The organism is Saccharopolyspora gregorii, assembly GCF_024734405.1.
GTDB lineage: Bacteria > Actinomycetota > Actinomycetes > Mycobacteriales > Pseudonocardiaceae > Saccharopolyspora_C > Saccharopolyspora_C gregorii.
This window is the reverse complement of sequence record NZ_CP059556.1, coordinates 429220-453196: the sequence shown is the minus strand read 5'-3', so window position 1 is coordinate 453196 and position 23977 is coordinate 429220. Positions and strand designations below refer to the sequence as shown.

Annotated in this window: 22 protein-coding genes and 1 riboswitch; of the genes, 10 read left to right on the top strand and 12 right to left on the bottom strand. The window is 74.1% G+C overall.

What is annotated here, in order from left to right:
* Positions 1-5 precede the first annotated feature (5 nt).
* The 3 genes from H1226_RS02050 (at position 6) to H1226_RS02040 (ending at position 4000) form a co-directional block, all read left to right on the top strand.
* Positions 6-749, top strand: coding sequence for a phosphatidylserine decarboxylase (locus tag H1226_RS02050; RefSeq protein ID WP_224960048.1), 744 nt, complete (start codon positions 6-8; stop codon positions 747-749).
* Complete coding sequence (gene pssA, locus H1226_RS02045; RefSeq protein WP_258345395.1) at positions 746-1693, top strand: CDP-diacylglycerol--serine O-phosphatidyltransferase; 948 nt, start codon at positions 746-748, stop codon at positions 1691-1693. The genes H1226_RS02050 and pssA overlap by 4 nt, the downstream gene beginning before the upstream one ends.
* A gap of 69 nt (positions 1694-1762) precedes the next feature.
* A complete protein-coding gene (locus H1226_RS02040) occupies positions 1763-4000 on the top strand; it encodes an AAA family ATPase (RefSeq protein ID WP_258345386.1) in 2238 nt (745 codons plus the stop codon).
* A gap of 42 nt (positions 4001-4042) precedes the next feature.
* Here H1226_RS02040 and H1226_RS02035 read toward each other — a convergent pair whose 3' ends face one another.
* Together H1226_RS02035 and H1226_RS02030 are read right to left on the bottom strand one after the other, a co-directional pair.
* Positions 4043-4699 (bottom strand): LytR C-terminal domain-containing protein, encoded by a 657-nt coding sequence (locus H1226_RS02035; protein ID WP_258345378.1) that lies wholly within the window; start codon positions 4697-4699, stop codon positions 4043-4045.
* A complete protein-coding gene (locus H1226_RS02030; protein ID WP_258349320.1) occupies positions 4699-4959 on the bottom strand; it encodes a DUF3263 domain-containing protein in 261 nt (86 codons plus the stop codon). The genes H1226_RS02035 and H1226_RS02030 overlap by 1 nt, the downstream gene beginning before the upstream one ends.
* Positions 4960-5383: 424 nt before the next feature.
* Between H1226_RS02030 and H1226_RS02025 the strand changes: the two genes are divergently transcribed.
* Positions 5384-5962, top strand: coding sequence for a peptide deformylase (locus H1226_RS02025; RefSeq protein ID WP_258345377.1), 579 nt, complete (start codon positions 5384-5386; stop codon positions 5960-5962).
* Between the two features lie 223 nt (positions 5963-6185).
* On the opposite strand, the gene H1226_RS02020 is transcribed toward H1226_RS02025, so the two are convergent.
* Positions 6186-6758, bottom strand: coding sequence for a Uma2 family endonuclease (locus H1226_RS02020; protein WP_258345376.1), 573 nt, complete (start codon positions 6756-6758; stop codon positions 6186-6188).
* 280 nt (positions 6759-7038) lie between these two features.
* On the opposite strand from H1226_RS02020, the gene thiC reads away from it, so the two are divergent.
* The 3 genes from thiC to H1226_RS02005 all read left to right on the top strand — a co-directional run bounded on the left by thiC (position 7039) and on the right by H1226_RS02005 (position 11913).
* The gene (thiC, locus tag H1226_RS02015; protein ID WP_309148773.1) at positions 7039-8682 is read left to right on the top strand and encodes a phosphomethylpyrimidine synthase ThiC; all 1644 of its coding nucleotides are present in this window, start codon (positions 7039-7041) and stop codon (positions 8680-8682) included.
* 99 nt (positions 8683-8781) lie between these two features.
* On the top strand, positions 8782-9645 hold the full coding sequence (gene thiD, locus H1226_RS02010; protein WP_258345372.1) for a bifunctional hydroxymethylpyrimidine kinase/phosphomethylpyrimidine kinase: 864 nt from the start codon (positions 8782-8784) through the stop codon (positions 9643-9645).
* Positions 9646-9945: 300 nt separating this feature from the next.
* Entirely contained in the window at positions 9946-11913 is a 1968-nt protein-coding gene (locus H1226_RS02005; protein ID WP_224960465.1) for an FUSC family protein, read from the top strand.
* A 107-nt stretch (positions 11914-12020) separates the two neighbouring features.
* Here the strand turns inward: H1226_RS02005 and thiG are convergent, their stop codons facing one another.
* From thiG to thiO, 3 genes are all read right to left on the bottom strand, one after another.
* Positions 12021-12782: a thiazole synthase gene (thiG, locus tag H1226_RS02000; protein WP_258345369.1), complete on the bottom strand. Its 762-nt coding sequence runs from the start codon at positions 12780-12782 to the stop codon at positions 12021-12023.
* 1 nt (position 12783) lies between these two features.
* Positions 12784-12984: a sulfur carrier protein ThiS gene (gene thiS, locus H1226_RS01995; protein WP_224966583.1), complete on the bottom strand. Its 201-nt coding sequence runs from the start codon at positions 12982-12984 to the stop codon at positions 12784-12786.
* Positions 12972-14087, bottom strand: coding sequence for a glycine oxidase ThiO (thiO, locus tag H1226_RS01990; protein ID WP_258345367.1), 1116 nt, complete (start codon positions 14085-14087; stop codon positions 12972-12974). Before thiO ends, thiS begins: the two co-directional genes overlap by 13 nt.
* A riboswitch (TPP riboswitch) is annotated at positions 14077-14182 on the bottom strand. (Overlaps the previous gene by 11 nt.)
* Before the next feature lie 63 nt (positions 14183-14245).
* Between thiO and thiE the strand changes: the two genes are divergently transcribed.
* Complete coding sequence (thiE, locus tag H1226_RS01985) at positions 14246-14920, top strand: thiamine phosphate synthase (protein WP_258345357.1); 675 nt, start codon at positions 14246-14248, stop codon at positions 14918-14920.
* 297 nt (positions 14921-15217) lie between these two features.
* On the opposite strand, the gene H1226_RS01980 is transcribed toward thiE, so the two are convergent.
* From H1226_RS01980 to H1226_RS01970, 3 genes are all read right to left on the bottom strand, one after another.
* Positions 15218-16339, bottom strand: coding sequence for a S1 family peptidase (locus tag H1226_RS01980; RefSeq protein WP_224978412.1), 1122 nt, complete (start codon positions 16337-16339; stop codon positions 15218-15220).
* A 173-nt stretch (positions 16340-16512) separates the two neighbouring features.
* Positions 16513-17478, bottom strand: coding sequence for a hypothetical protein (locus H1226_RS01975; protein ID WP_258345354.1), 966 nt, complete (start codon positions 17476-17478; stop codon positions 16513-16515).
* Between the two features lie 387 nt (positions 17479-17865).
* On the bottom strand, positions 17866-18621 hold the full coding sequence (locus H1226_RS01970) for a GntR family transcriptional regulator (protein ID WP_224960449.1): 756 nt from the start codon (positions 18619-18621) through the stop codon (positions 17866-17868).
* A 316-nt stretch (positions 18622-18937) separates the two neighbouring features.
* On the opposite strand from H1226_RS01970, the gene H1226_RS01965 reads away from it, so the two are divergent.
* On the top strand, positions 18938-19969 hold the full coding sequence (locus H1226_RS01965) for an SIS domain-containing protein (protein WP_258345352.1): 1032 nt from the start codon (positions 18938-18940) through the stop codon (positions 19967-19969).
* Between the two features lie 259 nt (positions 19970-20228).
* Here the strand turns inward: H1226_RS01965 and H1226_RS01960 are convergent, their stop codons facing one another.
* Positions 20229-21068: an amidohydrolase family protein gene (locus tag H1226_RS01960; RefSeq protein WP_258345349.1), complete on the bottom strand. Its 840-nt coding sequence runs from the start codon at positions 21066-21068 to the stop codon at positions 20229-20231.
* A 116-nt stretch (positions 21069-21184) separates the two neighbouring features.
* Between H1226_RS01960 and H1226_RS01955 the strand changes: the two genes are divergently transcribed.
* On the top strand, positions 21185-22132 hold the full coding sequence (locus H1226_RS01955; RefSeq protein ID WP_258345341.1) for an N-acetylglucosamine kinase: 948 nt from the start codon (positions 21185-21187) through the stop codon (positions 22130-22132).
* 116 nt (positions 22133-22248) lie between these two features.
* Here H1226_RS01955 and H1226_RS01950 read toward each other — a convergent pair whose 3' ends face one another.
* Positions 22249-22959, bottom strand: coding sequence for a DUF3159 domain-containing protein (locus H1226_RS01950; protein WP_308011332.1), 711 nt, complete (start codon positions 22957-22959; stop codon positions 22249-22251).
* A 249-nt stretch (positions 22960-23208) separates the two neighbouring features.
* Positions 23209-23919, bottom strand: a complete 711-nt coding sequence (locus H1226_RS01945) for an ESX secretion-associated protein EspG (protein WP_258345340.1) — start codon at positions 23917-23919, stop codon at positions 23209-23211.
* Between the last annotated feature and the right edge of the window lie 58 nt (positions 23920-23977).

The following is a 23977-nucleotide window of genomic DNA, read 5'->3' as shown; positions in this document are numbered from 1 at the left end:
GCTCGATGAGCACCCAGACAGACCGGGGCAGCGCCCCCGCCAGCGGCAACCCGCTCGCGCACCTCGCCAAGCTCGCCCGCGACACCGTGCCGCCGATGCACCCGGCGGGCCGCCCGTTCGTGCTCGGCGCCGCCGTCGGCACCCTGCTGCTGCGCCGCGCGTGGCGCCCCGCCGGCGTGCTCGGCGCCGTCGCCACCGCGTGGTGCGCCTGGTTCTTCCGCGAACCGCAGCGGGTCACCCCCGGCCGCGCGGGCATCGCGGTCGCGCCCGCCGACGGCACCGTCGCGCACGTGGAGACCGCCACCCCGCCGCCCGAGCTCGGGCTCGGCGACCGGCCCATGACCCGGATCAGCGCGTTCCTCACCGTCTTCGACGTGCACGTGCAGCGGCTGCCGGTCGACGGCGAGATCGTGCGGGCCGCCTACCGACCCGGCAAGTTCCTCTCCGCCGACCTGGACAAGGCCAGCGAGGACAACGAGCGCAACTCGCTGCTGCTGCGCACCGATGACGGCCAGGAGCTCGCCGTGGTGCAGATCGCCGGGCTCGTCGCCCGGCGCATCGTCTGCTCGGTGCAGAGCGGCGAGCGGGCCACCGCGGGCAGCACCTACGGGCTGATCCGCTTCGGCTCCCGGGTCGACCTCTACGTCCCGGCGGGCAGCCGGGTCCTCGTCGAACCCGGGCAGCGCACCGTCGGCGGCGAGACCGTCCTCGCCGAACTGCCCGAGCGGGCGGGTGGCGAGCGGGCATGAGCGGCGCCCGCCTCGCCCCGCCCGGAATCCGCCTGCTGCCCAACGCGATCACGGTGCTGGCGATGTGCGCCGGGCTCTCCGCCGTGCAGTTCGCGCTGAACGGGCAGCTGGTCGGCGCCATCGCGGCCGTCGCGGTGGCGGCGGTGCTCGACGGGCTGGACGGCCGGATCGCCCGGTTGCTGGACGCCACCACGCGGATGGGCGCCGAACTGGACTCGCTGTCCGACGCGATGTCGTTCGGCGTGGCCCCGGCGCTGACGCTGTACGCGTGGCAGCTGCAGGACAACCGGGCGGGCTGGATCGCCGCGCTGATCTTCGCGGTGTGCATGATCCTGCGGCTGGCGCGGTTCAACACGCTGCTCGACGACACCGAGCAGCCCGCGTTCAGCAAGGAGTTCTTCGTCGGCGTCCCGGCCCCCGCGGCCGGGCTGCTGGCGCTGCTGCCGCTCGTGCTCACCGCCCACTTCGGCTACCCGGGCTGGTGGGCGCAGCAGCCGGTGGTGATGGTGTGGATGGTCGCGGTCGCCGCGCTGGCGGTGAGCCGGGTGCCGACGCTGTCGCTGAAGACCGCGAAGGTTCCCGCACGGCTGGTCGCCCCGCTGCTGGTGCTGGTGGCCGTGCTGGCCGCCGCGGTCATCGTGTTCCCGCTGATCTCGCTCGCGGTGGCGCTCGTGCTGTACCTGGCGCACATCCCGTACGCCGTGTACCGGCACCGCTGGCTGGCCGCGCACCCCGAGGCGTGGGCGGCGGCTCCTCGCGAACGGCGCGCCATCCGCAGGCGCACCCAGCGGCGGCTCGGCCTGCGCCCGCCGCACCCGCGGCGCGCGCTCGCCGGAGCCCGGCAGCGGATGCGGCGCAGCCGCGCCGGCGGCCCCGAGGGCCCGCGCCTGAGCTGGCGCCGCCTCGGCCTGCGCCGCAACCGGGGGAACCAGAACACCCGCTGACCGCCCGTCCTCGAATCCGGCCGCGGTCGTGCGCGACGGGGATCCAGGAGCGGGCCGTACTGTCGGCGTGTGGCTTCGTTGACGTTGACCGTCCGGTTGTCCCCGTCCGCCGCCGACACCAGGCGCGGGGTGGTGCGGCTGCACCCCGAAGTGCTGGACGCGCTGGGCCTGCGCCAGTGGGACGCGGTGGCCCTCACCGGGGCCCGGGTGACCGTGGCGCTCGCCGCCGCGGCGGACCGGGGCGCCCCGGCGGGCGTGGTGCTGGTGGACGACGTGGCGCTGACGAACCTGGGGCTGGCCGAAGGCGCCGAGGTCGGGGTCGCCCCGGTGCGCGCCGAGCCCGCGCGCGGCGTCACCGTCGCCGGGTCCCGGCTGGCCACCGCGACCGCACCGCCGGAGGTGATCCGGCTGGCGCTGACCGGGAAGGTCTTCCGGGCCGGCGACACCGTGTCGCTGCTGCCGCAGGACCTGGCTCCGTCCACGGCGGCCAACGCCGGGCAGGTGCGCAGCAGGCTGTCCGCCTCGATCGGGATGACCTGGACGACCGAGCTGATCACGATCGCGGGCACCGACCCGGACGGCCCCGTCACCGTGCAGCCGTCCACGGTGGTCACCTGGCGCGGCTCGACCCCGAGCGCGGACGCGCCCCCCGCTCGGCTCGACGCCGCCCCGGCCCCCGCCGCAGCCGTCGACGCGCCCGCCGCCGCGGCGGAACCCGAGCCCGCGCTGCCCGTCAGCGACCTCGCGGGCGCGCAGGAGACCGCCGCCCGGCTCTCCGAATGGCTCCGGCTGCACTTCGAGGAACCGGAGCTGCTGCGCAGGCTCGGCGGCGGCGACCGGCTCGGCGTGCTGCTCAGCGGACCGCCCGGGGCGGGCAAGGCCACCCTGGCGCGGTCGGTGGCGGCCGCGGTCGGCGCCGAACTCGTCGAGGTCACCGCGCCCAGCGTCGCCGCCCTCGAATCCCGTTCCGCCGCCCAGCGCCTGCAGAGCTCGCTGGACCGCGCCACCGGCATCGCCGCGGGTGGCCGCGACTGCGTGCTGCTGCTCACCGACGCCGACGGCCTGCTGCCCGCCGCCGAACCGCCGCCGCTGGCGACGGTCGCGCTCGACGCGCTGGACGCCGCGATGCGCACCGGGCGGCTCGCCGTCGTGGTGACCAGCGCCCAGCCGCAGTCCCTGGACCCGCGGCTGCGCGAAACCGGCCGGGTGGACCGGGAACTGACCATCGGGCTGCCGGACGCGGCGACCCGGGTGCAGCTGCTGCGGGTGCTGCTGCGCGGCACGCCGCTGGCCGCCGACGTGGAGCTCGGCGAGCTCGCCGAGCGGACCCCCGGCTTCGTCGTCGCCGACCTGCTGGCGCTGTGCCGCGAATCAGCGGTGCGGGCGGCGCTGCGCCACCGCGGTGGCGCGGACGGCGAACCGGCCCTCGCGCAGCAGGACCTCGTCGCCGCCCTGTCCTCCGTCCGGCCGCTGTCGATGTCCACATCGGACGATCTGCGCACCGGCGGGCTCACCCTGGACGACGTGGGCGACATGGTCGAGGTGAAGCAGTCGCTGACCGAGGCGGTGCTGTGGCCGCTGCGCTACCCGGACTCGTTCACCCGGCTCGGCGTGGAACCGCCGCGCGGCGTGCTGCTGTACGGGCCGCCGGGCTGCGGCAAGACCTTCCTGGTGCGGGCGCTCGCCGGCAGCGGGCGGCTCAACGTGCTGTCGGTCAAGGGCGCCGAGCTGATGGACAAGTTCGTCGGCGAATCCGAGCGGGCCGTGCGGGAACTGTTCCTGCGGGCCAAGAACGCGGCACCCGCCCTGGTCTTCCTCGACGAGGTGGACGCGCTGGCACCGCGCCGCGGCCAGTCCGGCGACTCCGGGGTGGGCGATCGGGTGGTGGCGGCGCTGCTCACCGAACTCGACGGGGTCGAGCCGATGCGGGAGGTCGTGGTGCTCGGCGCCACCAACCGCCCGGAGCTGATCGACCCGGCGCTGCTGCGGCCCGGCAGGCTGGAGCGGCTGGTGCACGTGCCGCCGCCGGACGGGGCGGCGCGGGCGGAGATCCTGCGCGCCGCGGCGCGGAACACGCCGCTGGCGTCCGATGTGGACCTGGCGGCGGTGGCGGCGGAGCTGGACGGCTACTCGGCGGCGGACTGCGCGGCGCTGGTGCGGGAATCGGCGCTGAGCGCGATGCGCGAATCGCTCAGCGCCACCGAGGTGACGGCCGCGCACCTGGCGGCCGCCCGCCGCGCGGTGCGCCCCTCGCTGGACCCGGCTCAGCTGGCGTCCCTGGCGGCCTACGCCGAGCGCCGCGGCTGACGCGGCACGGCCCGCCGGGGCGGGCGGGCCGTGCTCCGCGCGCTACTTGCCCTTCGGCATGCCCTGGTAGTCGTTCGTGATGATCGCTATGACGCCGGGGCTCGCGGGGGCGAGGCCGTCGAAGCGCGGTTCGGCGCGGGCCTGGAACGCGGCGGCGATCTCCTTCGCCTGCGCCTCCTCCGGCGTGCCCGGCCGGTAGTACACCGTGGTGGTGGGGATGACGCCCTGCGAGTAGTTGCCGACCTCCGGCACCTCGTAGCCGGCGCCGCGGAACTCGTCCGCGGCCCGGTGCGCCAAGCCCTTGATGGTGCTGTTGTTGTAGACCCGCACCACGATCCGCTGCCGCGCGTGGTCCGAGCCGGTCGAGTCCGACCCCGGCGAGTCCGGGCGCGGCTGGTTCGCCGGCGGCACCTGCGGTTCCGGGTCGGGCGTCTGCGCGGGCGGTTCCCCCGCGGCGGGCGGCGGTTCGGCGGCCGACGAGGTGGGCGGCTGCGCGGCGCTCGTCGGGGCGGACGGCAGCGGCGGCAGCGGCGCCGAGGTCTGCTGCTGGTCCACCGGCGGCGCGGCCGCGTCGTCGTCGGACCCGCCGGAGACCAGCGTCGTCAGGCCGATCACGGCCGATAGCGCGCCCGCGCCGATGAGGGCGATACCGCCGATCTTCGCGGCGGACGGGCTGGTCGGGGGTTCCCCGGAAGTCATCAGTGCCACTCGATTCCCAGTCGGCGGGCCTGCCGGGCGCGCTGCCGACTCGCCCGCACCTTGCGCAAACGTTTGATCAGCATCGGATCGGCCCGGACCGCCGCCGGATCGTCCAGCAGATCGTTCAGCACCTGGTAGTACCGGGTGCCGGACATGTCGAACAGCTCGCGGATGGCCCGTTCCTTGCCGCCCGCGCCCTTCCACCACTGCCGCTCGAACGCGAGGATGCTCAGCTCGCGGTCGCCGAGCTCCTGCCCCACCCGCCGCGCCGCGGGATCCTCTTCGTCCGAAGTGGACTCCTCGGGAGGTACGCGCGGCAGCGGTTCGGTGGGGGCGTCGACCGCCCGCAGGTGCCTGCCGGACGCCGGTTCGCCCGCCGCTCCGCGGCGCCCCTCGGTACGCGCCAGTTCCTCGCACTGCCGGGCTATCTCGTGCACGGTCAGCATCTGGGCGGCGTCCATCTGGCTCCTCGCGTCGCGATCCGGGGATCCCCGCGTTCGCCGAATCACACGGGTGTGATTCCGGGCCCATTACATCACGCGCGCCCGCCCGCCGTGCGCGGCCAACACGCCCTCCGCGGAGATCCGCGGACACCTCGGCGAAGATCACTCCGACGGGCGGCGCCCACCCGCGCGCAACCACTCCCGAGGCGGTCCGGAGACGGCAACCGATACCCTCCGCCGCATGGCTGTTCACCCGATCCGCATCGTGGGCGACCCGGTGCTGCACCACCCCACGCGCCCCGTCGAGCGGTTCGACGACGCGCTGCGCACCCTCGTCGAGGACATGTTCGAGACGAACACCGCCGCGAACGGCGCCGGGCTGGCGGCCACCCAGATCGGCGTGGACCTCCGGGTCTTCGTCTACGACTGCCCCGACGACGACGGGGTGCGGCACCGCGGCGTGGTGGTCAACCCGGTGCTGGAGACCAGCGACATCCCGCAGACCATGCCCGACCCCGACGACGACTGGGAAGGCTGCCTGTCGGTCCCCGGCGAAGCGTTCCCCACCGGCCGGGCGGACTGGGCGAAGGTCACCGGCTTCGACGTGGACGGTGCGCCGGTCGAGGTGGAGGGCACCGGGTTCTTCGCCCGCTGCCTGCAGCACGAGACCGACCACCTGGACGGGCACCTCTACCTGACCCGGCTCGTCGGGCGGAACGCGCGGGCCGCGAAGAAGGCCGTCAAGCGCAACGGCTGGGGAGTTCCCGGCCTCTCCTGGGACCCGGCAGTCGAAGGCGATCCCTTTGCTGAGGAGGATTGAGGCTTCTCCCGTTGCGAGGGGGGTGGGTGGCGGAACCTCAGCGGTTCCCTCGCTGCGGGATCTTTTTCCCGAGTGGCTCCGCCACGAGGGAAAAAGCTGTCCTCGCGAGGGAACCGCTGAGAACCCGCGGGTGGTCCGGTTGCGTGCTCGGTGGGCAGCTCAGCGGCTTCGCCGCTGACAGGAAAGAGATGCGGACCCGTCGCGCGGGGTCGGGTGGGGCCGGTCAGCGGGGGAAGGCTTCGGTTTCCAGGGTGACGGTGAACGGGGCGGGCAGGTCGAGCGGTTTGCCGAACGGGACCGAGTGCGATTCGCGGTAGGCCTCGCCGTCCGGCTCGGAGAACAGGGTGATCGTGGGCCAACGCGGCGCGAAGCGGTCGATGAGCAAGTAGAGCGGGATGCCGGCCTGGGCGTACGCACGGAGCTTGGTCGTCCGGTCGGTGTCGGCATTGCTCTTCGAGGTGATCTCGACTGAGAGCAGCGCATCCTCCCCCGGGAGCACGACCGCTGGAGTCATCCGCTCGCGGAGCACGACGAGGAGATCGGGCACCACGATCCGCGAGCTCGACGGCAGGGCGATGCCCTGGGTCTGCAGGACCTCCCAATCGTCGGGCAACGCCCGCACCAACGCCTTGTTCACGCGGCTGCCGATGAGGTTGTGGTTCTGGTCCGGCGGCGGGGACATCACGATCCTCTCTTCGATGATCTCCGCGCGCCAACCTTCGGGAAGATCGAGGCCGTTCCAGACCTGGACGAACGTCTCCCAGGACGATTCCTGGAGCACCGGGGCAGCACTCACAGCGCGGTCACCTCCTGTGTCGGTGTTGTCACGCACTGTATCCTCCCGGTCTGACAAGGTTTCGTTTTCCCTGCTAGACAGCCTAGCGTCGATCGGCTTCGCCGTCACCGGCACGAACCGGGACTTGGCAGGGCGGCATCGCGGGGCTAGCCTCGGCGCCGACAACTGATCGCGGGAGCTCGCACCGGAAGCGGGCTGAGAGGGCGGCTGGATCATCCGATCCGGGGCCGCCGACCGCCTGAACCTGACCGGATAATGCCGGCGTAGGGAGTGAACGGCCGTGGCCGACGTGCGTCCTGAACCGTCCTCTGTGGACTCCGATTCCCCCGGTGTGACCACCGGACCGATCAGCGGGTCCCGCAAGGTGCACCGCGAGGTCGGCGACCTGCGGGTGCCCGCCCGCCGCATCGAGCTCAGCAACGGCGAGCACCTCGACGTCTACGACACCTCCGGGCCCTACACCGACGAGACCGCCACCATCGACGTGCACGCGGGCCTGCCCCGCACCCGCGACGGCTGGCACCGCGAGCACCCCACCCAGCTCGCCGCCGCCAAGGCCGGGGTGATCACCCGCGAGATGGAGTTCGTCGCCGCCCGCGAGGACCTGCCCGCCGAGTTCGTCCGCGACGAGATCGCCCGCGGCCGCGCGGTGCTGCCCGCCAGCCACCGCCACCCCGAGAGCGAACCGATGATCATCGGGAAGAAGTTCCTGGTGAAGGTGAACGCGAACATCGGGAACTCGGCGGTGACCTCCTCGGTGCCCGAAGAGGTCGAGAAGATGGTGTGGGCCACCCGCTGGGGCGCCGACACGATCATGGACCTGTCCACCGGCAAGCGGATCCACGAGACCCGCGAGCGCATCCTGCGCAACTCGCCGGTGCCGGTCGGCACGGTGCCGATCTACCAGGCGCTGGAGAAGGTGAACGGCGACCCGGCGAAGCTCACCTGGGAGATCTACCGGGACACCGTGGTCGAGCAGTGCGAGCAGGGCGTGGACTACATGACCGTGCACGCCGGGGTGCTGCTGCGGTACGTGCCGCTGACCGCGCGGCGCGTCACCGGGATCGTCTCCCGCGGCGGTTCGATCATGGCCGCCTGGTGCCTGGCGCACCACCGGGAGAGCTTCCTGTACGAGCACTTCTCCGAGCTGTGCGAGATCCTCCGCGAGTACGACGTCACCTTCTCCCTCGGCGACGGGTTGCGGCCCGGCTCCATCGCCGACGCCAACGACCGGGCCCAGTTCGCCGAGCTGGAGACCCTCGGCGAGCTCACCGGCATCGCCCGCGCGCACGACGTGCAGGTGATGATCGAAGGCCCCGGGCACGTGCCCATGCACAAGATCGCGGAGAACGTGCGGCTGGAGGAGGAGCTGTGCGACGAGGCGCCGTTCTACACCCTCGGCCCGCTCACCACGGACATCGCGCCCGCCTACGACCACATCACCTCCGGCATCGGCGCGGCGATGATCGCGCAGGCCGGGACCGCGATGCTCTGCTACGTCACGCCCAAGGAGCACCTGGGGCTACCGGACCGGGACGACGTGAAGACGGGCGTGATCACCTACAAGATCGCCGCGCACGCCGGCGACCTCGCCAAGGGGCACCCGCGGGCGCAGGAGTGGGACGACGCGCTGTCCAAGGCCCGCTTCGAGTTCCGCTGGACCGACCAGTTCAACCTGGCGCTCGACCCGGACACCGCGAAGGCGTACCACGACCAGACGCTGCCCGCGGAACCCGCGAAGACCGCGCACTTCTGCTCGATGTGCGGGCCGAAGTTCTGCTCCATGAAGATCACCCAGGACGTGCGGAAGTTCGCCGAGGAACGCGGCCTCACCTCCGTGGAGGCGATCGAGGAGGGCATGCGGGAGAAGTCCGCCGAGTTCGCCGGTTCCGGCGGCGAGGTCTACCTGCCCGTCGTGAGCTGATCGGAGTGACGGACGCGGTGGGCGGTGCTCCGGTGTTTCGCATCGGCAGGTTCCGCACGGGCCGGATCGTCGGCGGGACGGGGTCGTAGCATGGGCCGGATGCACGAGACACCCGGCCACCTGCGACGACCCGCGCACGACACGGCCCCGCCGACGGCGCTGACCATCGCCGGATCGGACTCGGGCGGCAGCGCGGGCATGCACGCCGACCTGCGGGCGTTCTTCTCCTGCGGGGTGCACGGCATGACGGCCGTGACCGCGGTGACCGTGCAGAACACCGTCGGCGTCACCGGGCTGGTGGAGATCCCGCCGGAGACGGTCGCCGCGCAGATCAGCGCCGTCGCCACCGACATCGGGGTGGACGCGGCGAAGACCGGGGTGCTGTCCTCGGCCGCCACCATCGAGGCCGTGCTCGCCGCCTGCGACGAGCACGGCATCGGCCGCGGCCGGCGCACCCCGTTCGTCGTGGACCCGGTCGCCGCCTCCCGCAGCGGTGAACCGCTGCTGCGCCCGGACGCGCTGGACGCGCTGCGCAACGGGGCCTTCCCGCGGGCGACGCTGGTGACGCCGAACCTGGACGAGGTGCGGCTGCTCACCGGGATCGACGCGCGCAGCCGGGACGACCTGCTGGACGCGGCGAAGGCCGTGCACGACTTCGGACCGGACTGGGTGCTGATCAAGAGCGGGCACCTGCTGGACGATCCGGAGTGCGTGGACCTGCTGTTCGACGGCACCGACGCGATCCAGCTGCCCGGGCCGCGCTACTCGACGGTGCACACGCACGGGGCGGGTGACGTGTTCGCCTCCGCGATCACCGCGGCGCTGGCGAAGGGCGCGTCGATGCCGGACGCGGTCGCCGCGGGCAAGCGGTTCGTGACGCGCAGCGTGGAGCACGCCTACCCCCTCGGCGCCGGCGTCGGGCCGGTGTCGACGTTCTGGCGGGTGAGCCCGCGCTCGTTGTGAGCGGAGCGTCCCCGGCGGCCGGAGCGCGCTGGGTACCGTCGCCGTCGGAGCAGCGGCCCGCGGCACCCGCGGCCGCGAACGGCCCAGCGGACACGCCACGAACGGGCTTGAGATACCGAATCGGGTGATTTTCGCCCGCGCGGGTAACTCACAAGGCGGGTCACGTCGACATAGATCGTGAGGCTCGCAGCCCCCGCCGCGCTCCCGAGCGACGGCGCCGCGCGCGCTGCGCCCGTCCCGCACAGGCAACGAGAACGTCAGGAGCGAAGCGCCGCCGTGGCAGCACCCGGGTGGACGACCATGAAGGACCGGCTCCTCGCCGGGCTCAACACCGAGGCCGGCGCCCCCGACCTCCGACGACGCCAGTACGCGATGGCGGTGCTGGTCACCGCGGTGGTCGCCACCGCCGTCGGCTGGCTGCTGGACCTGCGCACCCCCGCGCTCATCGGCGGGCTCACCGCCGTGTTCGCGCTGGTCGCCGCGGGCGGGCAATCGCTGCGCTCCGACCTGCACCGGTTCTCCTGGTTCGGACCGGCGCTGGTGCTGGTCGTGGCGGTGGGGCCGCTGCTCCGCGAGATCCCGGTGCTGGCCGGGCTGCTGGTGGCGGCCGTCGTGTTCGGCTCCGGGATGCTGCCCGCCCTCGGCGAGCAGTACCGGGTCAGCGGCCAGACCTTCGCCGCGGCCACCCTCGTGTCCACCACCACCGGCATCGGATCCGGCGAACCCGCCTGGATGCTGTTCCTGTCCACCGGGGCGGGTGCGGTGTTCGCCCTGGTGCTGCGGGTGCTCATCGGCATCGGCGATCCGACCCGCGCCACCCGGCACGCCGTGGCCCGGACCCTGCTCGAACCCGGGCCGGGCGTGCTGGAGATCGCCGCGAGCGCCTGGCGCGCCGACGGGTCGAGCACCTGGCTCGGGCAGGTCCTCGCCGGGGCGGCCCGGTTCCGCGCCGCCCGCGAAACGCTGCTCGCCCAAGCCCAGCGGGCCGACCGGATCGAAGCGGAACGGCTGCACCGCATCGTCGTCGAAGCGGACCTGGTCGCCGCCGAACTCGCCCGCGCGGTGCGCTCCCGCGCCTGCACCGGGCTGCCCGCGATGGCCCGCGTCGACCCGGCGCAGGCCGTCGTCGCCGCGGGTGGCAGGCAGGACCTGCCCGAAGCGGTGCGCGGCATGAACGAAGGGCTCGACCGGATCCGCGGCGCCGTCGTGCAGCGCACCGAGGTCGCGGCCAGCCCGCCCGCGCCCGGTGGCCGCCGCCAGCGCGCCATCGGCGGCGTCAAGGCGCACCTGTCGCTGCGGTCCTCGCTGTTCCGGCACGCGCTGCGCTGCACGCTGGCCGTCGCCGTCGGCATGGTGATCGTGCTGCTGCTGGACGACCCGTCCGCGTCCACGCTGCTGCTGGCGCTGTACGTGGTGCTGGCGCCCGCGGCGCGGGACAGCATGAACGGCGCGTTGGAGCGCACCGGCGGCGCGGTGCTCGGCGTGGTGGTGCTGGCCGCGCTGATCACCCTGCTGCCCGGGGTGTACCTGCTGGTGCCGGTGATCGTCGTCGGCATGCTGCTCGGGGTGGAGCGGCTGCGCACCGACTACCAGGTGCTGCTGAGCTCGCTGATCGCGGTGACCGTGATCGACCAGGCGATGCGGCTGGACCGGCCGCTCGCGAACATCGCGATCAGCTTCGCGTCCAACACGGCCGTCGGCGCGGCCATCGCGCTCGGCGTCGGCTACATCAGCTTCATCGTGCTGCCCAGCAGCATGGTGCCGGACGTGCGCGGGGCCATCCGCTCCACCGTGTGGTCGGTGTCCGAGCTGCTGCGCAGCGTGCGGGCCGCCGGGCAGGGGCACGAGGTGCGCGCCGCCATGCAGTCCGCGCACGTGCTGGCGCTGCGGCGCACCCAGGACCTGCTGGGCATGCCCGCGCTGCTGGACGAACCGGACTCGGACGAGGACCCGCAGACCACGCGGGCCGCGGCGATCGCGCTGGACGCGCTGCGCCAGGACGTGGCGACGCTGGCGTTCCGGCCCGAGGGCGAACTCGCCGTGGCGGTGCCCGCGCTCAAGGCGGTGGACCAGCTGCTCAGCGGGCGGAGCAACCCGAAGATCCCGGACATCCAGTCCGCCGGGGCGCCCGCGACGGAACTGCTGGCCAGCTCGCTGGTGGAGAACGCGCTGCACGCGCGCTCGGCGATCGACCAGACCCTCGGCAACGAGCCGTGGAAGAGCTACACGATCAACTTCGTGCGAACCGAACGGCTCCGCATCCGCTGATCACCGGGGGCCGGCCCGCCCGCTCTGGCGGGCCGGTTCAGCCCGGCGGCCCGGTTCAGCCGGGCGGCCCGGTTCAGCCGGGCAGCCGGTTCAGCCGGGCAGCCGGTTCAGCTCGGCAGGCCGGGGCTGGAGGCTCGCGCCCAGAAGCGCTGCGGGATGCGCCCCGCCCCGGCGGCGAGGCGGCCCGCTTCGACAGCGGCGCGCATCGCGGCGGCCATCCGCTCCGGGTCCTGGGCCCGGGTGACGGCGCTGGCCAGCAGCACCGCGTCGCACCCCAGCTCCATCGCCAGCGCCGCGTCGGAGGCGGTGCCGATGCCCGCGTCGAGCACGACCGGCACCGACGCGCGGGACACGATCATCTCGATGTTGTGCGGGTTCCGGATGCCCAGCCCGGTGCCGATCGGCGAGCCCAGCGGCATCACCGCCGCGCAGCCCACGTCCTCCAGCCGCGTCGCCAGCACCGGGTCGTCGTTGGTGTAGGCCAGCACCACGAAGCCCTGGTCGACGAGCTGCTCGGCCGCGTCCAGCAGCTCCACCGGGTCCGGCAGCAGCGTGTCCTCGTCGGCCACCACCTCCAGCTTCACCCAGTTCGTCCCCAGCGCCTCCCTGGCGAGCTGCGCGGTGAGCACCGCCTCCGCCGCCGTGCGGCAGCCCGCGGTGTTCGGCAGCGCCTCGATGCCGAGCCGGTGCAGCAGGTCCAGCACGCCGGTGCGGCCCCCGGCGTCGGCGCGGCGCATCGCCACCGTGGTCAGCTCGGTGCCGGAGGCCAGCAGCGCCCGCTCCAGCACCGACAGGTTCGCCGCTCCTCCGGTCCCCGTGATCAGCCGGGAACCGAACTCCCGGCCCGCGATCACCAGCGCGTCGTCCACGTCAGCCCCCTTGCACCGCGGTGAGCACTTCGACGGCCGCCCCGTCGCGGAGTTCCGTCGCCTGCCAGTTCGCCCTGGGCACCACGGTCCCGTCCACGGCGACGGCGACGCCGCGCTCGGGCACGCCGAACTCGGCGAGCACCGCCGCCAGCGTCGCGTCCACCTGCACGGGACGTTCCGCCCCGTTGATCACCACTTGCACGGTCGACCTCCTCCGTCGCCTGCGGGAACCGGTCCGGCGACCGGTGGTTCGCGGCCCGACAGCTCTGCCAGCACCGCGTCCGCGGTGATCGGCGCGAGCAGGAACCCGTTGCGGTGGTGGCCGGTCGCGGCCAGCACCCCCGGCTCCAGTTCGCCGATCACCGGCAGGTTGTCGTGCGTGCCGGGCCGCAGCCCGGCGACGGCTTCGAGCAGCTCGTACTCGGCGATGCCCGGCAGCACCCGTTCCGCGTCGGCCAGCAGGTCGCGGACGCCGCCGGCGGTGACGGTCTCGTCGAACCCGGCGTCGTGCTGGGTGGCGCCGACGACGAGCCCGCCGTCGTCGCGCGGGACCAGGTAGACCTGCCTGCCGCGCACCGGGCCGCGCACGGTGCGCGCGGGCGGGGGCAGCGCGGTGGGGCGCGCCCGCAGCCGCAGCACCTCGCCCTTGACCGGGCGGATCCGGCCGGTGAGCGCCGGGTGCAGCTCGCCGGAGCGGGCACCGGCGGCGATCACCGCGACGTCGCAGCGCAGGGTCCGCTCGGCGAGCTCCACCTCGCCCGGCCGCACCCACCGCGCCGCCCCGGCGCGGAACCGGACGCCCGCCGCCTCCGCCGCGGCCCGCAGCGCGGCCAGCGCCAGCCGGTTGTCCACCGCCAGATCGCCGGGCACCTCCAGGCCGCGCCGCACCGCGGGCCCCAGCGAGGGTTCGAGGCGGCGCACCTCCCGGCCGCCGAGCCGGGTGACGGTGCGCCCCAGCGAGGCGAGGTGGTCGGCGAGCATGTCCAGCTCGGCGCGGTCGGCACCGTCCACGCCGACCACCAGCGTGCCCTCCCGGCGCAGCCCGGACGGCAGCCCGGACCCGCGGGCCAGCTCGGCGGCGAACGACGGCCAGCGGCGCAGCGACTCGGACCCGAGCTCCAGCAGTTCCTCTTCCCCCGGCGCGGCCTCGGCGACCGGGGCGAGCATCCCGCCCGCGACCCACGACGCACGCCGCTCCCCCGCATCGACGACTTCGACGCGGTGGCCCGCGCGCGCGGCCGTCCACGCGACGGAGAGACCGATGACCCCGCCACCGACGACGGTGACGGACGACTGCTGCTGCATCTGCGCTCCCTGCGCCGGCATGACCCGGATCAGGTTCGACGGTCGGGGCCTGCGCCCCCTCTCAGCCCGGATCCCGGGCTCCCGTGCCAACCACCACCACCGTACTCACCCGCCCGCGCGAGGTCAGCCGCCGCCCGGCCGCGGACTACCCTGGGGGCATGCCCGGATTGGACGGTTACGGCATCCGCACGCGGCTCGCCGACGCACGGTTGTACCTCTGCACCGATGCGCGCGCGGAGCGGGGCGATCTGGCGGAGTTCGCCGACGCCGCGCTGTCCGGCGGCGTGGACGTCGTCCAGCTGCGGGACAAGGGGCCCGGCGGGGCGCCGCTGGAGGCGCGGCAGGAGCTGGCGGCGCTGGAGGTGCTCGCGGAGGCCTGCGTGCGGCACGGCGCGCTGCTGGCGGTGAACGACCGCGCGGACGTGGCGCTGGCCGCGAAGGCCGACGTGCTGCACCTGGGGCAGGACGACCTGCCGGTGGACGTGGCGCGGCGCATCGTCGGCGACGAGGTGGTGCTGGGGCGTTCCACGCACGACGTGGTGCAGGCGGACGCGGCGTCGACCGAACCGGGCGTGGACTACTTCTGCACCGGCCCGGTGTGGACGACGCCGACGAAACCGGGCCGGGAGGCGGCGGGCATCGAGCTGGTGCGCCACGCCGCGGAGCACCGCGGGCACGGCAGGCCGTGGTTCGCGATCGGCGGCGTCGGCCACGACAACCTCGCCGAGGTGGTCGCGGCGGGCGCGGAGCGGATCGTGGTGGTCCGGGCCATCACCGAGGCCGACGATCCGCGCGCCGCCGCCGAATCCCTCAAGGCCGGACTACCCACCTGACCACCGACCCGGCCCGGCCGGGTCGCGACTCTTTCCTGTCAGCGGCAAAGCCGCTGAGCGGAGACCCAGCACGCAACGGGACCACCCGCGGGTTCTCAGCGGGATTCTCGCGAGGACAGCTTTTTCGCCTGTGGCGGAGCCACCGGTGAAAAAGATCCCGCAGCGAGAATCCCGCTGAGGTTCCGCCACCCCCGTGCTACGCAGCAGAAGTAGCAAAATTAAAACGAGACGGGCTGCGTCTCGTGGGGCTGAGACGCAGCCCGTCCGGCTGCCATCACCCGGTGACCGGGCTCCCGATCACTCCGTGATCAGGGTCAGGCCGTAGGCGTCCAGGATCTCGTTGACCGGCTGGAAGTAGGTCGTGCCACCGCTGGTGCAGTCGCCCGAACCACCGGAGGTCACGCCCTGCGCCTGGTCACCGGCCAGCCACGAGCCGCCGGAGTCGCCGGGCTCGGCGCACGCGTCGGTGCGGGTCAGCCCGGTGACGGTGCCCTCGGCGTAGTTCACCGTCTGGTTCTTGGCCTGGACGGTGCCGCAGTGCCAGCCGCTGGTGGAGCCGGACCGGCAGATCGAGGCGCCCTCGGCGGCCTCGGTCGAACCGGCGACGCCGACGGTGCCGCCCGCGTAGTCGTTCACCAGGCCGCGCGGGGTCTCACCGGAAGCGACCTCCACGTAGGAGTAGTCGTCCCCGGGGAACGAGGAGCCCGCGAAGGTGCCGGACGGCGTGCTGGTGGTGTCGCCCTCGCTGCCGCAGTGCCCGGCGCTGACGAAGCCGCCCTCCACCGAGAAGCCGACGGAACAGCGGGCGCTGCCGCCGATCGTGTAGGCGTTGCCGCCGATCACGTCGGCGAGGATGCGCGGGGACTCCGCGGATTCGACGACGCGCACGGCCTGCGCGTCGACCCCGGTGGCGTGCACGAACTCGTTCGCGGCGGCACCCGCGCCCTCGGCGGCGGTGACCACGACCGAGTTGGCGGCCGAGTCCAGGTACCAGCCGGTGACGCCCTGCGGCGCCTGGCGGGTGTTGAGCCCGTCGACGACGCCGGCCAGCTGCGCGGTGCTGTGCTCGACCAGCTTCGGCTCGGCGCCCGCGGCGCGGATCTCGTCGACCAGGTTCGCGTCGGTGGTGCCGACGACGAGCTTGCCCAGCTCGGCGTCGTAGCGCGAACCGCCGAACGCGTCGGCGAGCACGCCGCGCAGCGTCCGGTCCGCGGTGTTGGCGATGGCCTCGCTGTGCAGCCGGGCCTGCGCCTGGTCGGCGGTGAGGCCGAAGTCGCGCTGCATGGCTTCGAGCTGGGTGGCTGCCTTCTCCAGCGGCGCGGGGGCGACGGTCGCCGAAGCGGGCATGGTGAAGGCCGCGACGGTTCCGGCCGCCAGCACGATCGTCCCGGCCATTCTGGCCGCGAGCTTGCGCGTCATAGGTGGGTCTCCTACTCCTTGAGGTGGGGCTCAAAGATCCCTACGAGGAGCCAGTATTGGTGGGGACCACCGCCCGGCACATCCACCTTTCGACGCATCGACGCGCAAAAATTCCCGGTTATCCGGCATTCCGGCCGGATAACCGGGAATCGTCACCATTCGCTGCTCTCCGATCACGGAGAGTCGGGCTGCTCCTGCATTGCGGATTCGCCGCCCGCGGAACCCCGCTCGCCGGTGGGACCGGACTCGGGCCCCTGCTCGCCGGTGGGCTGCGGGGCTTCGGAGGCGCCGGTCTCGCGGGTCGGTTCGGTGGCCTCGCTCCGCCCGGTCTCGGTGGTCTCGGTCGGTTCGCCGGAGGTGGGCTCGCCGGAGGTCCGCTCCGCGGATTCGGAGCTGCTCTCCTGCTGCTGCGAGGAGGTCGGTTCCGCGGATCCGGTCTCCTGCGGCGCGGGGTCGCCGGTGTCCCGGTTGGCCGCGGGCGTGAAGACCTCGCTGATCGTGGTGCCGCCGTCGCCGCCGGAGAGCGGCTTGCCGAGCAGCCCTTCGAACCCGGTGATCAGGAGCATGCCGAGGCCGAAGATGAGGGCGCTGGTCGCGGCGACGACGCCCCAGCGGAGGCGGCGGCCGCGCGGCGCGGTGCTCGCCGCACCGGTGTCGTCCGAGGTCACCGAGCCGTCCGAAGTCGCCGAGCCGTCCGCAGCGGCCGTGCCGCCCGAGGTGACCGCCCAGTTCAGCATCCGGGTCCGCGCTTCCGCGGGGTCGAGCCTGCGGGTCGCGTCGGGGTCGCGGTCGACCTGCTCACCGCCGGGCCAGTGCATCCCGGGCGCCTGGAGCCTGCGGGTGGCCTCGTCCACGGGCGGGGCCGGGCGGGACGCCGGGGCGCTGGCGGTGGCGTGCTGCCGGATCGCGGTGGTCTTCTTGATCCCGGCGCGGGCGACGACGACGTTCGCCTTGTCCTTGGTGACCTCCAGCTTCTGCTTGGTGGTCTCCAGGGAACGCTGGTACAGGGCACCGCCGACCGTGATGACGACGCTGGTCAGACCGGCTCCGAACACGGTTCCCGCGACTCCGAGGTACGAGCCGAGGAACGCCGCGGTCACCGAGGCGAGCGCGCCTCCGGTGACCTGCGTGGCGGACAATTCGATCTTCTTGGATTTCTTTTCCGCGGGCTCATCGTCGTCGGTTCCGGTCGCCCCCCGTTCGACATTCTCCTTCGCCACTGTGGCTCCTACTTGATCTGGTGCGCGCTCTCTCGAACCTGTCAACGGATGATCTCGCCACAATTCTCCCGATTGTTGCGCTTTCGTGATGACTACCACTTCGGGTAACGAGGAGAACACCCGCGGATTTCGATCTCGGCGGTGTGCGAACGGAGCGAGGAGGGCGAACCGGCATTGCGCCGGGCAGCGGAAACCGCGCGCCGCGGAGGCGCGAACCGGTGGCCCCGAAAAGGGGCGCTGCGGTCTCCGGCGGCACCGTCGGCGCGGGAGACAGCGCGGGACCCGGCTCGGCGCCGGGCCGGTCGATCACTGCGGCGGGTTGAGCCGGGCGACGAACTTGTACCGGTCGCCGCGGTAGATGGAGCGGACCCATTCGACGGGTTCGCCCGCGGAGTCGAAGGAGTGGCGGGACAGCAGCAGCATCGGCAGGCCCACGTCGGCGCCGAGCGTCTCGGCCTCCTCCGGGCTGGCCAGCGCGGTCTCGATGGTCTCGTCGGCGTGCCCGAGCTCCACGCCGAAGTGCTCGCGCAGCACCCGGTACAGCGAGCCGCCCGATTCGAGCCGGCCGGTGAGGCCGCGGAACCGGGACAGCGGCAGGTGGGTGGTCTCGATGGCCATCGGTTCCCCGTCGGCCAGCCGCAGCCGCCGCAACCGCAGCGCGGCCGAGCCGGGCCGGGTGCCGAGCAGGGTGGCGAGCTCCTGGTCGGCGGGCTCCTCGACGACCTCCAGCAGCCGGGACGCCGGCTGGCGGCCCTGGGCGCGCATGTCCTCGGTGTAGCTGGAGAGCTGGAGCCGCTGCGCGACCTTCGGCTTGGCGGCGAAGGTGCCCTTGCCCTGCACCCGCAGCAGCCTGCCTTCGACGGTGAGTTCGGCGAGCGCCTGGCGCACGGTGGTGCGGGAGACGTCGAACTCGGCGGCCAGCGCGCGCTCGGTGGGGATCGGCGAGCCGGGGGGTAGCGAGCGCAGCATGTCCAGCAGGTGCTGCTTGAGCCCCCAGTACTTGGGTTCGCGCTGCGCGCGCACCGGGGTGTCCGCCCCGCCGGACACCGACGTTTCCAGCATTCGTCCTCCTACGCCGAACCTGCCGCGATGGCCGCCGCTCGATCACCCGATGTCCGGCCGCGGCCCCGGGCCGCCACCTCCCCGCACGAGGGGTGGCCGCACGCGGTGGCGGTGAGCTCGCCCACCCGCGCACCGCACCTGGCCCGTCCAGCATGCCTGAACGACGACACGCCCATCACGTTCTCCACAGTTTTCCCACATTGATGATCTTGGTCCGCACGCCGGGTGGCCGGAGCGGTGTCGCACGGGTCACGCTCGGGGGCACGGCACGTTCGATAACATTGGTCTAGACCTGATGGCCCAGCGAGAGGTACCCATGAGCGAGGCGAACCCCGGCGAGAACATGCGCGCCGAGATCGACGAGCAGCCGCGGATCTTCGCCGAGCTGCTCGAAGCCACCGACATCGCCGCCGTCGCGAGCACCATCGCGCAGCGCAAACCGCGCTTCGCGCTGCTGGCGGCCCGCGGCTCCAGCGACCACGCGGCGCTGTACGCGAAGTACCTCATCGAAGTCCTGCTGCAACTGCCCGCCGGGCTCGTCTCGCCCTCCACCACCACCCTCTACGGCGCGCAGCCCGACCTCAGCGACGTGCTGCTGCTGACGGTCAGCCAGAGCGGCGGCTCGCCCGACCTCATCGAGGTCACCGAATCCGCCCGCCGCCGCGGCGCGACCACCGTCGCGATCACCAACACGCCGGACTCGGCGCTGAACGCGGCCGCCGAGCTCTCGGTGCACGTCCGCGCCGGGCAGGAGCTGGCGGTGGCCGCCACCAAGACCTACAGCGCCACGCTGCTCGCGCTGTACCTGCTGGTCGACGCGATCCGCGGCGGCACCGGGCAGGCCGCCGCCGGGCTGCCCGACCTGGCGCGGCGGGCGCTGGCCGAGAGCACCGCGGCGGTCGGCGAGGCGGTGCAGCGGCTGCGCTCCACCGAGCGGCTGGTCACCACCGCCCGCGGCTACTCGCTGGCCACCGCGCTGGAGGCGGCGCTCAAGCTCGCCGAGACGAGCTACCTGCCGGCCCGCGCCTACAGCGGTGCCGACCTGCTGCACGGGCCCGTCGCCGCCATCGACCCCGCCACCGCGGTGCTCGCGGTCAGCGGCGGAGGACGGGGCGGCGCCGCGATGCGCGAGGTGCTCGACGTGGTCCGCGAACGCGGCGCCGACGTGCGCACCCTCGGCTCCGGGCCCGCCGCGGAGCACCACATCCCGGTGCCCGGGTGCGCCGAGGAGCTGGCGCCGGTGCTGGAGATCCTGCCGGTGCAGCAGCTCGCCCTCGAGCTGGCGCTGGCCCGCGGCGGCGACCCGGACCGGCCGCGCGGGCTGTCCAAGGTGACCCGCACCCGTTGATCGTCTGTTCGGGCGAACCCGCCGACGCCCGCTCCGCGCGGTGCCGAGACCAGCACGTTCGGTGCCGCGCGGGGAAACGCCTGCGTCGGCGGGGTCCGGCCGGAACATTAGAAGCCCGCCTCACCGAGGGGGCGGGGTGAGGCGGGCAGCGTCAGATTACGCCGAACGGGTCAGAAATGACCACCGTTCCGGGCCGGGAAAAACGCGGTTGCCCGGGATGCGTCGAAGATCCCCTTCCGAGACCACCGCCGCGCACGGGTCAGAGCTCGTAGACCTCGCGGGCCGTGCCGTCGAAGATCGCGGCCCGCTCGTGCTTCGACAGGCCGTCCAGCAACCGCGACGTCAGCTCCAGCACCTCGCGGTACGACGCCGACAGCAGGCACACCGGCCAGTCCGACCCGAACATCAACCGGCCCGGGCCGAACGCCTCCAGCACCACGTCCACCCAGGGCCGCAGCCGGTCCACGTCGGGTTCGCGGCCCCACCCGGCGGCGGTCGCCAGGCCGGACAGCTTGCACACCACGTTCGGATGCTCGGCGAGCTTGCGCACCGGCGCCGCCCAGCCTTCCGGGTCCCCGCCCACCGGCGGCCTGCCGCAGTGGTCCAGCACGAAGGTCAGCTGCGGGAACTCGCCCGCCGCCTTGAGCACCGCGGGCAGCTGCTCCGGCCGCGCCACCACCTCGAACAGCAGCCCCGCGTCCTCCACGGCGGCGAGCGCGCGCAGCACGTCCGGCCGGACCATCCAGTCCACGTCCGGCTCGGCCTCCACCCGGTGCCGCAGACCGCGCAGCCACCGGCCCGCCGGGTGCGACAGCAGCGGCCCCAGCTGCTCCCGCGCGGTGCGCGCGGTCAGGTCCACCCAGCCGACGACGGCGCCGATGCACTGCGCCGAATCGGCCAGCACCAGCATCTCGGGCGTCTCCTCCGGATCCGTCGCGGTCTGCACCAGCACGGTGGTGTCCACCGAGGTGCCGCGGACGGCCTGCGCCAGGTCCGCCGGCCGGAAATCGCGGCGCAGCGGTTCCATCTCGGGTCCGGTGATCCACGGCTGGTCCCGGACGTCGATGTCCCACAGGTGGTGGTGCGCGTCGACGGTCATCGCTCGCTCGTCCTTCCCCGGCTCCCGGCGATCAGCCCCACAGTGTGCTCGCCGCCCCGCGGGGACCTCGGGGCGGGCGGGCTTCCCGCTCCCGCCCGCTGCGGTACAACGGACGGATGCGGGAGTTGGTGCTCGGCCTCGACATCGGCGGCACGTCCAGCCGCGCCCAGGTCGGCGACCTGGGCGGCCGGGTGCTCGGCAGCGGGTCCGCCGGTGGCGGCAACCCGAACTCGCACCCCCCGGAGCAGGCCGTCGCGCAGGTCGGGGCAGCCGCCCGCGCCGCGCTCGACGGGCTCGACGGCGCGGCCGTGCGGTCGGCGGTGCTCGGCATGGCCGGGGTGAGCGCGATGACCGACCCGCGGGTGGCCGGGCTGTTCGAGGACGGCTGGAAGTCCCTCGGGCTGGACTGCCCGGTGCGGGTGGTCAGCGACTGCGAGGTGGCGTTCGCCGCCGGGACCGGCGCCGCCGACGGCACCGTGCTCATCGCGGGCACCGGGGCCATCGCGGCCCGCATCGAGGACCGCCGCGAAGTGGCGGTCGCGGGCGGGCACGGCTGGCTGCTCGGCGACGAGGGCTCGGCGTTCTGGCTCGGCCGGGAAGCGGTGCGGCACGCGCTGCGCACCACCGACCGGGGCGAAGTGCCGGGCACCGGGCTCGCCCGGGCCGTGCTGGAGCAGGTGCTCGGCGACACCGCGGGCGATCCGCCTGCACTGCGCAAGCGGCTGATCACCGCGGTGAACGGGGCCGCGCCGATCCGGCTCGCCGAACTGGCACCGCTGGTCACCGCCGACTGCGCGGCGGGCGGCGCCGGGTCCGGGATCGTGGCGCGAGCCGCGGCCGAACTCGCCGACACGGCCGTGCGAGCGCGGCGGGACACCGGGCCGGTCGTGCTCGCCGGCGGCCTCACCGCGGACGGGAACCCGGTCGGCACCGCGCTGCGCGCCGAACTCGCCGCTCGGCTGCCCGGGGTGCCGCTGCCCGCGGCGGGGCCGGGCGCCGCCGGAGCCGCCTGGCTGGCCGCCCTGGACCTGACCGGCGAGCCACCCCGCTACCCGGAGATCTGAGCAGCGGGTTCGATCCCGCCGACGGCCCTGGACGGCCGTGCGCGCGGTCGCGCGGCGGTGGCGGGGCCGCTCCGCCACGGGTTCTCAGCGGACCCAGGGCGGCGGGCGGCGGAACCTCACCCCTGGGCGACCCGCGGATGCCGGAGCCCGGGGTGATCGGAGGGCAGGGCCTTCCGCAGCACCCACCAGCTGCCCGCGATGCACAGCGCCACCAGCGGCCAGGTCAGGACGGCCTGCGCCGCGCTGAGCGCCAGCACCGCATCGGCCAGCCACAACGGGATGAACACCAGCAGCCGCACCGCGTACTGCCCGACCCACACCCAGCTGGCCAGGCCGTAGCCGCGCAGCAGCGCCGGATCCCGCCGCCACCGCTTCCCCTGCCCCAGCACCGCGCCGACGATGACGCCCAGCAGCGGCCAGCGGGCGGCGATGCTCACCATCCACATCAGCGCGCTGACCGCGTTGGTGACCAGCCGCGCCAGGAAGAAGTCCGCGGCGTTGCCGGTGTAGAGCGCGATCACCGCGCCGAGCAGCACCGCGAGCAGGCTGACCAGCACCGCCAGCGGCCGGTCGCCCCCGCGCAGCCGCCACACCCCGAGCACGGCGCCGACGCCGACGGCCGCCGCGCCACCGGCGAGGATCGATTCGCCGCCGAGCCACCAGCCGAGGCCGAACGCCACCGGCGGCAGGCTCGCGTCCAACGCGCTGGTGCGGCCGCCGAGCAGCCCCATCAGCGAATCCTGCTCGGACCGTTCGCCGGTCCCCGAGATCTCCGGCCCGCCGTCTTCCGGGCCGGTCCGCGCCTGCCCCGTCTGCCGATCCTGCATCACGCTCTCCAGCCTGCCGCACCGGAGGCCGCCGACGCACCCACCGGCCTTCCGGCGGATGCGAATCACAGGCGGGGACGTGCGGCTCGAATGCCTGCCTTCCAGCTCGTTCGCGGTGGTGGGGGCCGCGCGGTCGGGTCGGCGTCCGCGGAGGTTCCGGGCGTGCCGGTCGGCAGTCAGCTCGCACTCGATCATGTCACAACAACGGCCACCGGATTCGGGACGAACCGGACCGTTTCGCGCCGGGCGTCAGGCGCGGGCCAGGCGGGAGAGCTGCTCGGACAGGCGCTCGGCGACGGCCGCCCGGTCGGCGGGCGCGCAGGTCAGCACGTCGCGACCGTCCGGCGTGGTCTCGCCGAGCAGCGTGAACCGGCCCAGGTCGTTGTCGAACCAGGCCAGCCCGGCCGGCTCTCCGCCGCGGCGTTCACCACCCGAGACCTGGAAGTGCCCGATCCGGTAGCGGTGCCGCGAGGTGATCTCCTCCAGCGCCCGGGAGTGCGCGGTCCGCTCCGCCCGCACCGGCTCGCCCGGCGGCGTCGGCGCCTGCGGCAGCAGGTCGGCGCACACCTCCGGCAGGTCGTGCGGGTCGAGGAAGTCCAGCCGCAGCCCGCGCCCGTCGAGCACGCCCACCACCCCGACCTCACCGGTGGCGACCACGCGGGCCGCCAGCCGCTGCCCCGTGCGCACGTCGAGCAACCCGGCCGCGGCGATGGACACCTCGGACCCGCACAGCAGGTACAGCGCGTCCTCCACCTCCGGTTCGGGCCTGCCGTCGGCGGCGAGCCCGGCGGCTTCCAGCTCGCCCCACACCTGCCGCACCAGCCGGGCCCGTTCGTCGGCGGACTCCTCCGGCCGGGACAGTTCGAACGGGTACTGCCGGACGTCCAGGTTGAGCTGCTCGCCGAGGACGTCCACGGCGGGCAGCGAGAGGGCGATCGTGTCGACCATCGGCTGTCGCATCTCACCTTCGGTGCGGCGGGCTCGGTGCGGAGCCCGCCGGTCAGGGATCGGAGCTCGG